Here is a 12,388-nt window from a genome sequence, read left to right on the forward strand (position 1 = left end):
AGCTCCCACACGCCGCACCCTCATGACTGCCGCCCCCGAACATGCCAAACACACCCAACACTTCACGAGCACTAGATAAAGGGCCTGCGCTCGCATGATGAGCGCCTGGTCGAGCAGCTCGCCTCCCGCGCGCTCACCAGCGGCAAGCGCAAGGTCCACCTCCAGCGCGATGAGGACGGGCGGATCGTCGGGGCCGGCGCAGAGAGTGACGGCGAGGACCAGGAGCAGGACGACACCGACGCCGCTGCCGAGTCGGCCCTGCTCCACTTCTCCTCTCCCCGGGACGCGGCGACCATCGCGGCGTTCCTGCGCACCCGGGTCTACCGGCCGGAGTCGCTGGTGTGGCTGCAGGGCTACGAGGCGCGGAGGAAGTGGCGGGCAGAGAACGGGATCATCGGCGTGGCCGCCATCCCGTACGACGTGGAGGTCGGCCTGGGCGTCATCGTCTTCCCGCTCGGACGGTGGGAGTACCAGCAGCGACGCGCCTACCGCGTCGGCGACCTCACCCCGCACCGCATCGAGCTCCTCGAAGCCGACGGCATGCTCTGGGAACCCGGAGAAGAAGCCTGGGAGACCAAGCTCGCCGTGTTCCGCTCCTACCGGCGGGCCACCGGCCACCTCGCACCCCGCCAGGACGCGGTCTGGGGCGAGGGCGAGGCGATGGTCCCCATCGGCCAGGACATGGCCAACCTCCGCCGGAAAACGGCCTCGGGAAGAACCCGGCCCGGGCCGCCCAACGTGCGGCGCAGCTCACCGCGATCGACCCGGACTGGGACTGCCCGTGGCCCCTGGACTGGCAGCGGCACTACCGCGTCCTCGCGGACCTCGTCGACGCCGACGGCAGCCTGCCCGACATCGCACCCGGCGTGCTCATGGACGGCGACGACATCGGACGGTGGCTCCAGCGGCAGAAGCAGCCGGGCACCTGGGCCCAGCTGTCCGAGGAGCAGCAGGAGCGGCTGACCAAGCTGGGCGTGCAGCCCGTCCAGACGCCGACTCCCGCCCCCGTCGCCCGCGCGACGAAGGGCCCGAGCAAGGCGCAGCAGGCGTTCCAGCGCGGACTTACAGCCCTCACGCAGTGGATCGAGCGAGAAGGCGCCCACCGGCCCGTGCCAAGGAGCCACAGCGAACAGATCGCGGTCGACGGCGAGACGGCCCCGGTGACCGTGAAACTGGGCGTATGGGTCTCCAACACCAAGACGCGTCGCGACAAGCTCACTCAGGACCAGCTGGACGCGCTGCGGGAATTGGACATGGAATGGGCGTGACACCACCGGCTGGTCGTTGATCTGGCCGGACACACCAGAGCACAGAAGACCCTGGGCTGTCATGACAGCCCAGGGTCTCGTGCTGTTACCGCCGGCCGGGCAATTCCGTGTCGAAGAACTTGATCACCGAGGTGACCAGCATGAGGGCGTACACCGCGTTGATCCGCGAGTACTGAGTTCGGGAGACGCCGTGTGCGCTGGGGTGGCGGCCGAAGGTGCGCGGGATGGGGTCGCCGTTCTGCGGGAAGTACTTGGCATGCGCATACCAAACCGGGGCGAAGGTGCAGGCGACCTTGAACTTGTAGTCGTCCAGCTTGAATTTGATGCCCTTGGCCTTGAAGTCGTTCTTCGTGAGCTGGATGCGGGCGGCTTTGTCGAAGTGGCGCTGGAGGATGGAATCGAGCAGATTGGGGCCAGTGCCTGAGCTGCGCTGGTGTGGCCGGCTCGGAGGGCATGGACGACATCGAGGGCGAACCCGCGGGCATCCTGGACCGATGGGTGGTGGACCTCTTCGAGTACTGCCTCGCAGTCGTTGACGATGCTCTTCCAACGTCGGCCGATGATGCGGCGTCGAGTGGCGGCATCCGGCGCTTCCAGCAGGGCGCGCACCGTCTGCGTCCCGGGCACCCACATGAGAGGTATGCCCTCGTCGACCAGGAGCTTTTCCAAGTCATCCGGGTCTGGCGTGACGTCGCGCAGGTTCTCCGGGTAGAGCCTGTTGATGATGTCGCCGAGGGAGGCGAAGACGCCGTGCCACTGGGGCGGCCGGTAGGTCGCGCCCAGCGGCTGCAGGGCCTGGCGGACCATGTCGTTGAAGCCCGTCAGGTCTGCCATCTGCCTGCGGAGGCTCTCCGTCACGGCGTTCATCCGGATCAGCGGAGAATCCAACACGATTCGTGGAAGAACCGGCCGCATCCTCACCGCAGCGGACTCAGCAAGAATCTTGCCGATCCACGCGTTCTGCTTCCGCACGTAGTCCTGCAACGGGTTGAACGCCGCCGCGTAGAAGTCCGAGAGATCAATCGGTCCCGTCATGCCCGCTTCTTCGGACTCGCCGAACTCCTGGTCCTCAGCCTGGTCCGGATCCTCGCACTCGTCAGGCTCCCCATCCTCACCCATGGCCATATGCTCCCACGCTTCCATGCACGCTCAGCAGGCATTTTGTCGTGCAAGGCGAGCCAGCCAGGCCGTCATGCGGTGTTGCAGGGCGAAGGTTTCGCGGCCAGCAGCGGCTACGGGAGGCCGTCGGCGGGTGCGGCGCGGCGGGCCCGGCCGCCGCGCAACCTGGCCGAACGTGCCCCGACCCTCGGCCGCGTATGCGGCACGGTAGCCACTTCAATACGGGCCTGGGCCTACAAAGAGGGTCAGGACAACGAGCTCTTGAACGGCTGCGGGCAAGGAAACCTGTTGTGGCGGCTCCATCAGCGTGAGTCGTTTTGCGCGACCTGCATGATCACTGCGGCGGGTTGACCGGCGCTCCCATGAATGACGTGCGCAGGTACTCGTGTACAGCGGCTTCGGGAATGCGAAAGGACCGGCCGGAGGGGCCGGAGCGGATGGACGGCAGGTGTCCGCTCTGCACCAAGCGGTAGATCGTCATTTTCGACACCCGCATGATCGAAGCCGTCTCAGCGACGGTGAGGAGGACAGGCGCGGCCTGTGCTGCCAGGCGCGTGGCGACGACCGTGAGAGCCGCTCGTAGTTTCTGCGACGTAGCGGCGTCGAGTCCGTCCAAGGGCAAGAGGCTGAGGGCTTCCATAGCCTCGGGCAGGTCGTCGATCGCTTCAGTCCCTTCATGGGCATGAAGGCGGGCCATGGCGTCACGCAGCCTGCGCAGGCCGGTGTCGTCGCTGGTCAAGGAGTCGAGCGCGGTGAGGACCTCAGTGACGTCCTGCTCCGACACTGGGTTGGTTTTGTGGACGATGGTGTTGCGCAGATGGGTGATGGCGCGGATGGCTTGGGCGGTGCTCTGCGGGGTCCGCTCCCGGAGGCGTCGTGCCGCGTCAGTGCTTAGCGATGACGCGTTGAGCAGTGCGGTGAATTCGTCGTCTCGGCTAGTCACCACGGTCCTCCTTCCTCTTCTGCTTGGCTTTGGTTCTCCAGCGGTAGAGCGAGCCTTCGACGGCTCGGACAGTCGTGGAGTCGACCAGCTCGCGGATTTCGTCTTGTGAGTAGCCGTCCAGGGTCAGCGCGACGATGGCTTGGACGCGCGGGTCGGTGATCTCCCCCAGTTCGTCCAGGACGCTCAGGTTGCCCAGGACCTCCTGGGCAACGCTGAGTGTGCTGACAGGTGGGCTGTAGAGCTCCTTCTCCCGGAGTAGGGCGCGGTGCTGGCGGGCCTCGCTAGCCCTGTGGCGGCGGAACTCGTTGGGGAAGTCGTAGGCGCACGCCCCCATGAAGTAGGTGGTGATGCTTGCTCCGCCTTCGGGGGTCCATCCCTTATCGACCAGGGCCTGTTGGCGGAAGCGCGGCAGGGCTCGGGCGATGGTCATGGTGGCCAGTTCCTCGCGCAGGTCGCTGTCGGCGGCAAGGTCCTCCAGATCGAGTTCGTGGGGGTTGAGATTGAAGCCGTGCTGGGCGACCAGGTCGAAGATGTAGCCGGAGTGCATCCAGCCGCGCAGGACAGAGATCCCGTAGCGGACGAGTTCTTCCACGAACAAGTCGTAGCGCGGGCCGGTGAAGCCGTCCTGTTCGAGCAGGGCCACCAAGCGTCCGTCGGCCAGCCGACGGTCGACGTTCTCTTGCAGCCGCCGGGCGGTTTTGGCCTGGCGGCCGTTCATGGCACGCACGTCCTGCGGGGTGACCGGGGCACCGAGCAGCCGCTGCGCGTCGTGCGGGCCGTCGTTAGGTTGTAGGTTGCGGGCGCGCGCGGCCGCGACCTCCTCACCCGCGCCGTCGCCCTGCATGCCCTCCCCTTCCGGTTGTCGTCTCCGCCCCCTTTAGCTGTGCAAGGGGACGGCTCGCCACCAACCGCGCCAGCCCACTCGCAAGCTCCCGGGCCGCCGCGGCCGGCGCCGAGACGACCCCTTGTAAGTGCGCCCCCCCGCGACCACCCCACGGACTTTTCCAAGATTCTTTTGGGGCCCTCGGAGCTGGGAAATCAGGCCGTGGGGTGGGGCTCGGACGGGCACTTACGAGCGGACGTCACATCATCAACCTATGGGGAGAAATAGTGAGTTCGCCCGTGCCGACGCCGCAAGGGCCGGCCCCGTTCCTGACGATCCACACGGCCGTCGTCCTTCTGATCGCGGTCGTCATCGGCCTGGTCGTCGGAGGGCTCACCTTCCTCAGCGGCGGTGCCGTGGCCGCTGCTGTCCTGGCTGGTCTTACCGCAGCCGGCGTCAGCATCCCCGTGCTCCGCTCACTCATCGGCTGAGGTCCGGCCAAGGTCTTCATGGATCTTCTAAAGAAGGCACCGTGGATCAGCTCCCCGCCGGGCTTCAGGACAGGGCGCTGCTCATCGAGATCTTCCGCCTCATCGGGGGATGATCAGATCGGTGAGCTGCCCCGCGGTTGGCATCCGCCCGCGGTTGACTACGACCGCGACGAAGATGACCACGACCGGCAGCAGAGGGATGAGAGCTGCGTCGGGCAGGCCGAGGAACGCTGCGCCAGCCATCACCAGGACGACCGTGAGCCCCACCACGATCCCCCGCAGACGCTCTCTCGGTGCGGCCGGAGTCACGCCTGCGAGGTGGTCTGCGTCGAGAAGGTCGTCAATACGGCCCTCGGCGTAGCGTTCGGCAATGGTCAGGAGCATCACGGTGAGGTCCTCCAGAGCGGGGCCCGGCTTGGAGTCCTGTCGTGCTTCGGCTTGTCGCAGCGCGCCCACCACCAGGGCGGCATGGGCTTTGAACTGCCGTTCGTTGTGTCGTCTGGCTCTGGCGCGACGGGTGCGGTGGGCCCTCCAGATGACGCGCTCGACCGGCTGCACGGAGACGCGCGGGATCTGGCAGTCCGGCTGGGTTTCCTCCCAGCGCCGCATAACCGCGGCGCACTGGGCAGCGACCGTCAGCAGGGCCACGACCGGCCAGCAGCGTCGGTCCTCCATGCGGGCACTGTCCCCGTCCGCGTACCCGGTGAGGCCCTCCATGTCGTAGGCGGAAAGCGTTGCCCCTCTGCCCGAGCTGGTCAGGTTCATGCGCTTGATGAGCCGCACTTCAGCGGTCAGAACCAAGGCCCAAAACAAAACTGCCGACACTCGGCCGACCGCGGAGGAACCCCCAGTAAGAACCGACATCGGCATGGCCACGAAACTGCTGAGCAGCCCCTGCACCACACCAGGATGCGGACCCGGCTCAGCACTTAGCCGCAGATTCTCCCAGTCGGCCATGTCGTCGATATGCGCCACGATGTACAGCAGCAGCACAAACCGGATGACCTTGAACGGCCCGGCCAGAGGCCGGGCACGCCACCACCGCACGACATACCCAGGGGCTAACCCATGGCCGCCGACACGATCTTGTATGCGCGGCGACACCAGCAGCATCTGTGTCAGGAGCGGAGCAGCTCGACGCACCCCCGAGTCGGCACGCCATCGCTCGAAGCGCTCCAAAGACGCCAATCCCCAGCGCTGAACTGGCCCAGGAAAGAGGAACAGAGCCATTGCGACCAAGACCAGCCACGGAGTGACCGCGAAGAGGAGACCGTTCAGCACCTCGGCAGTCTCACGCATCCCACCGCCAACAGCCTGGGGAACGTGAGGAATCGACGACGGCGCATCGCGGCGGACGTACAACGCGTCACATCAGTGACGAAAGTGGTGTGGCCTTGCCCGGCACAACGGCCCCTCTCCGGCTCCGCCTGGCCGCCCCGGCCCTCCGCAAGATCACACGGCCTGGATGGGTGCGGCATCCGGACAGTCCAGGCATCCATCCGGCGGGACATTTCGGCCTCATACCTTGGTGGGACTCAGTACCGAAGGACAGCACCGGGGTGCCGGCGACGTCCGTCCTGACGCGCGCCGCCAGCTTGTCGCCGGTGCCCACAAGAGGCTCGTAGCCTGCATCATCCGGCACTGTCCCGAGAAGTGCAGAAACTGGCAGGCAGGGGCGGGCGATGTGCGAGAACTGACGCTACGGACTGTGGGGGCGCCGGCCGTGCGGGCTGGTCGCTTGGGGAGGCGGACGTGGGACAGATCGAGCAGGGACTGGAGCGCGCGTTGCGCACCCGGCCCATTCCCTCAAGCACTGAGGCCCGCCTTCGTTTTCTGCTAGCGAGGAACCGGGGTTCCACCCGGAAGGTGGCCACGATGCTGGGGGTCTCGCAGCGCACTGTGCAGCGGTGGGTGACAAAGAGAGCCGAGGCACGTCGTCCGCCGGGTCCGATGCAGGTCCGGGCGATCGAGGAAGCGGTCCTGGCCCGATGGCAGCTCCGAATACGGGCCCGTCGACGCGCCCAGGCAGAGGCAGACGGCTTCCTCTTCCATACCCGTGCATGATTCGGGTTCGTGGCTCCTGCGGGGTCCTCGGACGATCCGCGGGTGCGGTGGATCACCCAGGACCTGCCGGGAGAGGTAGCCCGGGAACTGTTCGCCGCCCGGGATGCCGGTGCAGGCGAGCAGCAGCAGACGGTGATACTCGCCCGCGCGCTGGGACACGCCTACTTTCGCGAGTGGGGCCACCGGGCCCACGGCCTGCACGTGGCTTTCAGCGACGTCGAGTTCGCCGACTTCTCGATCGGCTGAGCCTGGCCCATCGAGCGAGCACTGCAGGGTGATCAGCGTCGCGACGGCCTGGCACGGTCAGCCGAAATCGCTTCGTACCTCTCGGCTTCCTGCCGCTCACGCCAGTCCCACTCCACACGTCCGACCGGGCCTTTGCGGCGGGCTGTGGGCGGCTGAGGCGGGCGCAGTCTGGCCGTCACTGCCATGTGTAGCAGGTGCCCGCGGTCACCTGGCGCGGCGGGCAGCTCCTGGTCCTCGCCGGCGAGGAACCGGGTGAAGCACGCCGCCGCCCGCAGGAAGATGCCCGCCCAGGGCGGTACGGGGTAGGCGGCGCAGCCGTCGGTGTAGCGGACGCGGTCGTGCAGGGCGAGCGTGGCCGCGGCGTCGTCGTAGTCGCGGGGGCGTGCGGTGGCAAGTTGTTGAAGAGAGGCGCCGGTGAACAGAGCAGCGGTGAGGGCCGCGGCCAGGCGAGGGTGTGCGGTCGCCGTGTGCAGCCGTTGGGCGACTCGCTGAGCGGTGTGCGCGGTGAGAGGCACGGGTGGTGGGCGGTGCCGCCAGGCGATCGGCGGTGGCGTGCACGGGGCGGCGCAGGGGCGGGGGCTGTCGTAGGAGACGAGGCGGTCCAGTGCCGGCAGGGTGAGCCACCGGCTGGCCGACACGGCGGGCTCGTCTGAGGGCGGGGGTTCGGCGATAGGCGTGCCGTAGTAGTGGCGGCGGGCAGCCTCGAAGTCGGCGGTGACGGAGTAGTCGACCGTCCGCAGGGCCTGGTGCAGAGCGGCGGGAAGGTGAGGGCGGTGGCAGACCAGCGTCAGGTGGATACCGGTGCGGGCCTGTAGCTGCAGAAGGCGCATCGTGCGGCGGGCAGTGAGGCGGTGAGCGCGCAGGACGGTCAGCCTGGCGACGGGCAGGGCGGTCAGCCAGGCCGTGGCGGCTTCCCAGGCGGGCTGGCGGCCGCCGGGAAAGCGGCCCGGGAGCAGGGGCGGTTTACCCAGGGCGACGAGAAGGTCGTGGGCGAGGCCGGTTTCGCTGGTGGTGCCCGGGCCGGGGTGCAGGGTGATCCGGCCGGACGGCGGATGGTGGGCGACCAGAGCGGTGTGCGTGTGCAGCACGTCGTCGTGACGGTCGAGAACCACGGTGACGGACGGCAGCGGCGGGACAGGAGGCATGGACGGTGTAGTCAGGCGAGGCGGCTGAAGGCCCAGCGCAGCAGTTTCTGGTCGACGCGGGCACGTCCCGTACGGGCCAGGGCGGTAAGGGTGTGGGCGGTCAGCTGGGCCCAGGCGCGGAAGTTGCCGTGCGCGGCGTGGCTGTCGGCGAAAGCGATGTCCTCGGGGTCGGCGTCAGCCCAGACCGGGTGGAATAGCGGGATCACCTCGAGGACCTCGTCGGGTGTGAGGCGGGTGAACTGCTGCCAGATGAAGACGCGGGAGGACAGCATCGGTTCGCGGCGCAGCACGGTGTGGCAGCCCGCGCCGCCGACGAAAACGATGGCGAGCTGGGTTGAGGGTTCGTCCCAGAGGTAGCGGAAGTATTCGAACGCCTCCCCGTTGAGCCACTGGGCCTCGTCGACGAGGAAGGTACGGGGGCGTTCGGCCAGGGCCGTCTTCAGCAGACGGTCGAACTCGCTGGGGTGGCGCGGTGGCTCGCCGGCCAGGTCGAGCGCGGTGAACAGTTCGTAGCGCACCGCTCGGGCCGTGGGCCGGGCCCGGAAGGTGATCTTGCGGACGTCCTCGCCGGGTTCGAGTGCGCGCAGGCAGGTGTTGACGGCGAGGGTCTTGCCGAAGCCGGCGCCGCCGTGGATGCACATCATCGCGCGGGCGGCGACGGTGTCGGTGATGTTCTCCCGGGCGGTGAGCAGGGCGCGGGTGGTGACCACGGAGGCGTCGGGCAGGTCGACGTACTGGTAGGTGGCCGCGGTCACGAGGCGTCTCCGTCTTCATCGGTGGTGGGAGGTGCGGCCCGCCCGTCGCGGCCGTCCGGGGCGGAAGCGCCATCACGGCCGGACGGGTACCGGATGGGCGAGCCTGGCGTGGTCAGCGCGGCCAGGGAAGCCGGGGTGCGCCAGTCGGCCGGGGGCGCGGCGGGCGGGATGAGGTCCAGCATCGCGAGCCGCGCGAGGTCGGAGTCGGCAGTCTGGGCGAGTTCGGCCTCGGCCTGCGCGGTGGTCAGCGCGCCGAGCCGCTGAGGTGCCTCGGGCTGGTTCACGGCGGCGTAGCGCTCGCGCTGCGAGGCCTCCAGGTCCTTCTTCAGGCGGCGTGCGCGAGCGGACCGCGCCCTTCGTACGGCGCTGATCTGTTCGTCGGTGGCCTGGTCGGCCAGGTCCGCGGGGCCCAGGTAGCGGCCGGTGGCCGCGTGGTAGACCTCGATGCGGTGGTCGTGGTGAGGCATGAAGCGGATACGGACCTGGATCCCGGTCTCGCCGGTCATCCACGGCCCCACGTAGTCGCGTTTCCTGAAGCGGATGCCGCGGGTGGTCAGAGTGCGGGTGCCGGCGTCCTCCAGGGTGAACGTCCACAGATCCGCAGCCGGCACGTCCCGCAGCGGGGTGGGATCGTCCTGCCACGCCTCAAGCGGAGTCCTGCCCCGCAACGGCGCGGGACGGTGCTCGGTGTTCCACCAGAGCGTCCGGGCCAGAAGCTGGGTGGTGAAGTCCTCGAAGCCGAGCAGCACTTCGTCCTCCGGACGGGAAGCCCGTTTGCCGGGGCGCGGCTGGCGGGCGTAGCCGGGCAGCGCGGCCAGGAACATGCCCTCCACCGCCCGGTTCAGGCCCTCCACCGTGCCCTTGAGGTGAGGGGTGTAGGCGGGCAGGTCCTCCACCGTCACGTCAAGGAGATCGAACGCGGCGGTCACCGTCCGGGACAGGAAGTCCTTGCCACGGTCCACCCGTACCTTCTCGGGCACGCCGCCGAACGGACCGTAAGGGTCCTCACGCAGGACCGCGGAGCGCAGCGCGGCCAGCACCGACTCCCGCGACGGATCCCCCGGCGTGACCGCGACACCGGTGACCGCGTTCGTCGCGCAGTCGGTGAACCACGTGATCCACGGCCTGCGGGCCCTGCCCTCAACGTCGACCAGCACCGGGGCCTGCATGTGGTCGGTCTCCCACACCTGATTGCGCCAGCCCCGCGGCCGGGCCAGGAATACGTCGTGCTTGCGCGCCGCCCGCTCCCCACCCGCAAGTCCAGCCCGCTCCCCCGGCGCCAGATCACGGCGGATCGCCCGGTGCAGCGTCGTCAGCGACGGTGCGCCTGCAGGCAGAGACTGCCTGGCAGCACGCCGGACCAGTTCGCGGTGGACCGCCCGCACGTTCCCCTTCCACAGCGCCAACAGCCCACGGACCTCGGGCGTGACCGTGAACCTTGCATCGACCCGGGAGCGTGCGCCGGGGTTAGCGGCCGCTCTCTCATCGCTCTGAGCGGTGGCCAGCCAGCGCCACACCGTGCGCTCCGACACTCCTAGCGCGTCCGCGGCCACCCGTACATGGACTGCTGTCAGCTTCTTCCCTGCCCGCAGTGCGAGCAGCCGCCGCACGGCCGGACCGCGCAGCGCCGTCCTCGACGCCGCAGGCAGTCCGCCGTCTGGGCGGATGGCGTCGCCGTCCTTCATGTCAGCTCCCCTCACACGGGTGGGACGTCGTGTGCTTGCCGGTGGCCGGGAGCATGCGATCGCCCTCCCGTCTCTTGCAGGAGTGCTCCGTTCACAGTGGCGGCGCGACCCGCTGGAACAGCCGCCTCAGCAAAGCCCGGTCGATGGATGCATCAGCGGCGGTGAGCAGCGCGTTCTGCAGGTGCGCGGTCAAAGCGGCCCACGTGCGGAACGTGCCGTGCGCGCACGACCGGTCGATCCACGTCAGATCCGGGGAAGGGGCGGTGCGCCACAGCGGATGGAAGCCGGTCACCACGGCCGCCACTTCCGCTCCGGTCAAGCGTGGAACCTCCTGCCACGCGCCGATACGCGATGCCAGCTGCGGCAGCCGGGACAGCGCCCGCTCACTGCCCGCCCCGACCAGCACCAGCGTGATGCGGGTGCCGGGGTGATCCCACAGGCTCTGCAGGTACTCCAGACACGGCACGGGCAGGCGCTGCGCCTCATCGACCACCAGCACCCGCGCCTCACCCAAAGCCCCCGCCACCGCGGCGTCGGCCAGCGCCGACGTGTGCGGGAAACGGCCCGCCAGCTCCAGAGCGTCGAACACCGCATGTCTCATGCCGGCCACCGACGGGCGCACCGGTACCGGCACCCACGTCACCTTCCAGCCCGGAGGCACTTCGCCAAGCGCCATCCGCACGGCCGCGGTCTTGCCCCGGCCCGGATCGCCGAACACACACACCGCGCCCTGAACCGCCATCGCCTGACCTACCGCCTCGGCCACCGACCGCACCGACGACGTCCGCACCAACTGCGCGCCCGCCGGCAACGCCACACCCGCCAGCGCACCGCTCTCCCCCACCGGCAAGCCGCTGGTCGCTTCTGGTACGAGACGCGGCAGCCGGCGCGCAGCCACTTTCGCCGCGCCTGCCTCACGCGGTCCGGCCAGGGCGAGGTCAGCCAGTGCCTGCCACGTTTGCTGCTCATCCCGCTCCCGCCGCACCACCGCGCGGTCCGGCAGGACCCTGCCGGCCTGCAGGTCCCGGCGCACCACCCGGTGCAACGACGCCAGCGAGGGCACCTCGCCCCCGGCCTCCTTCATATGCCGGTGGAGCGCCGCCACGTTCCCGCCCGCCTGCGCCAGCACCTCCCACGCCTGGTCGGACAGCTCCAGCCGGGCCCGCGGCCTGCGCTCCATGCGGCCCTCGGTCCGCGCCGCCTCCAGCCAGCGCCACACCGTGCGCGCATTTACCCCGCTGACCTGGGCGCCCGCACGCACGTGCGCCGTCGTCAACGCCCCGGCCGCATCGAGCTCCAGCAGCCGCGCAACCACCACCGGCCTGGACACCCTCAGCAGCCCCGCCGTGACCTCACCCCATGCGCCCGGCTCCCCCACCCCACACCCCTCCGCCCGCGCAAAACCGTCACCGACCACCGTGCCGCCGCGCAGTCCTCGGAAGGATCAGAAGTGCCGTTCTCAAGACAGTGGAGCGGAGAGGGGTGTACCGCCCCATGACAGCCGCACCGCTACAGAAACCGCCCCACGACAGTGACCACGCCCTTCCTCAACGCCCCACCAGCGGAAACACCCAGCTCTGATGTGCCGTCACTGACACCCACCCACTGACGCCAACCCGGCACATCGCACCTAGCCTCCCTGATTCTCTGGCTCCGCGAAACGGCCGGGTGATCATTTGTCAGACAGGCTCTAGAGCCCGGCACCGACACAAGCGGCCTCACCGCATATCCCGGCCAGGTCCCAACTGACCGGCGAGCCCCTTTATCTGCCGCCAGCGGAGTCTCGGCACGGCGCTGACACGGGAGGCATGCCCGGCGCAGTGGCGGCAGCGACCGCGTCGTTCTGGTT

12 protein-coding genes and 1 pseudogene are annotated in these 12,388 nt (G+C 69.1%); 6 read left to right on the forward strand and 7 right to left on the reverse strand.

Features of this window, described 5'->3' with window-relative positions:
• Positions 1-75: 75 nt before the first annotated feature.
• The 3 genes and pseudogenes from GPA10_RS39045 to GPA10_RS39055 form a co-directional block, all read left to right on the forward strand.
• Positions 76-1,268: pseudogene (locus GPA10_RS39045) on the forward strand (helicase associated domain-containing protein); the annotation flags it as partial.
• Between the two features lie 61 nt (positions 1,269-1,329).
• Entirely contained in the window at positions 1,330-1,692 is a 363-nt protein-coding gene (locus GPA10_RS39050) for a hypothetical protein (protein ID WP_157169574.1), read from the forward strand.
• A 29-nt stretch (positions 1,693-1,721) separates the two neighbouring features.
• The gene (locus GPA10_RS39055; RefSeq protein ID WP_157169575.1) at positions 1,722-2,738 is read left to right on the forward strand and encodes a hypothetical protein; all 1,017 of its coding nucleotides are present in this window, start codon (positions 1,722-1,724) and stop codon (positions 2,736-2,738) included.
• Here the strand turns inward: GPA10_RS39055 and GPA10_RS43185 are convergent.
• Together GPA10_RS43185 and GPA10_RS39065 are read right to left on the reverse strand one after the other, a co-directional pair.
• Positions 2,722-2,937, reverse strand: a complete 216-nt coding sequence (locus GPA10_RS43185; protein WP_055470006.1) for a helix-turn-helix domain-containing protein — start codon at positions 2,935-2,937, stop codon at positions 2,722-2,724. The two genes, GPA10_RS39055 and GPA10_RS43185, sit on opposite strands and share 17 nt — an antisense overlap.
• A gap of 385 nt (positions 2,938-3,322) precedes the next feature.
• Complete coding sequence (locus GPA10_RS39065) at positions 3,323-4,174, reverse strand: hypothetical protein (protein ID WP_058846750.1); 852 nt, start codon at positions 4,172-4,174, stop codon at positions 3,323-3,325.
• A 266-nt stretch (positions 4,175-4,440) separates the two neighbouring features.
• Here GPA10_RS39065 and GPA10_RS39070 point away from each other — a divergent pair, with 266 nt between their 5' ends.
• Positions 4,441-4,644, forward strand: coding sequence for a hypothetical protein (locus GPA10_RS39070; protein ID WP_058846749.1), 204 nt, complete (start codon positions 4,441-4,443; stop codon positions 4,642-4,644).
• A 99-nt stretch (positions 4,645-4,743) separates the two neighbouring features.
• On the opposite strand, the gene GPA10_RS42005 is transcribed toward GPA10_RS39070, so the two are convergent.
• Positions 4,744-5,757 carry a hypothetical protein gene (locus tag GPA10_RS42005; protein ID WP_246260541.1) on the reverse strand — a complete coding sequence of 338 codons (1,014 nt, stop codon included), beginning with the start codon at positions 5,755-5,757 and terminating at the stop codon, positions 4,744-4,746.
• A gap of 639 nt (positions 5,758-6,396) precedes the next feature.
• Here GPA10_RS42005 and GPA10_RS44230 point away from each other — a divergent pair.
• The gene (locus tag GPA10_RS44230) at positions 6,397-6,708 is read left to right on the forward strand and encodes a helix-turn-helix domain-containing protein (RefSeq protein ID WP_157169576.1); all 312 of its coding nucleotides are present in this window, start codon (positions 6,397-6,399) and stop codon (positions 6,706-6,708) included.
• A gap of 42 nt (positions 6,709-6,750) precedes the next feature.
• Positions 6,751-6,954 (forward strand): terminal protein Tpg-like protein, encoded by a 204-nt coding sequence (locus GPA10_RS39085; RefSeq protein ID WP_343041818.1) that lies wholly within the window; start codon positions 6,751-6,753, stop codon positions 6,952-6,954.
• Between the two features lie 32 nt (positions 6,955-6,986).
• Here the strand turns inward: GPA10_RS39085 and GPA10_RS39090 are convergent, their stop codons facing one another.
• The 4 genes from GPA10_RS39090 to GPA10_RS39105 all read right to left on the reverse strand — a co-directional run bounded on the left by GPA10_RS39090 (position 6,987) and on the right by GPA10_RS39105 (position 11,917).
• A complete protein-coding gene (locus GPA10_RS39090; RefSeq protein WP_157169577.1) occupies positions 6,987-8,099 on the reverse strand; it encodes a hypothetical protein in 1,113 nt (370 codons plus the stop codon).
• 11 nt (positions 8,100-8,110) lie between these two features.
• A complete protein-coding gene (locus tag GPA10_RS39095) occupies positions 8,111-8,854 on the reverse strand; it encodes an AAA family ATPase (protein WP_063803487.1) in 744 nt (247 codons plus the stop codon).
• The gene (locus tag GPA10_RS39100; RefSeq protein WP_425505890.1) at positions 8,851-10,464 is read right to left on the reverse strand and encodes a Mu transposase C-terminal domain-containing protein; all 1,614 of its coding nucleotides are present in this window, start codon (positions 10,462-10,464) and stop codon (positions 8,851-8,853) included. Before GPA10_RS39100 ends, GPA10_RS39095 begins: the two co-directional genes overlap by 4 nt.
• Before the next feature lie 166 nt (positions 10,465-10,630).
• Positions 10,631-11,917, reverse strand: a complete 1,287-nt coding sequence (locus GPA10_RS39105) for an AAA family ATPase (RefSeq protein WP_343041819.1) — start codon at positions 11,915-11,917, stop codon at positions 10,631-10,633.
• Positions 11,918-12,388: the final 471 nt, after the last annotated feature.

Source organism: Streptomyces typhae (assembly GCF_009755605.1).
Classification (GTDB): Bacteria; Actinomycetota; Actinomycetes; order Streptomycetales; family Streptomycetaceae; genus Streptomyces; species Streptomyces typhae.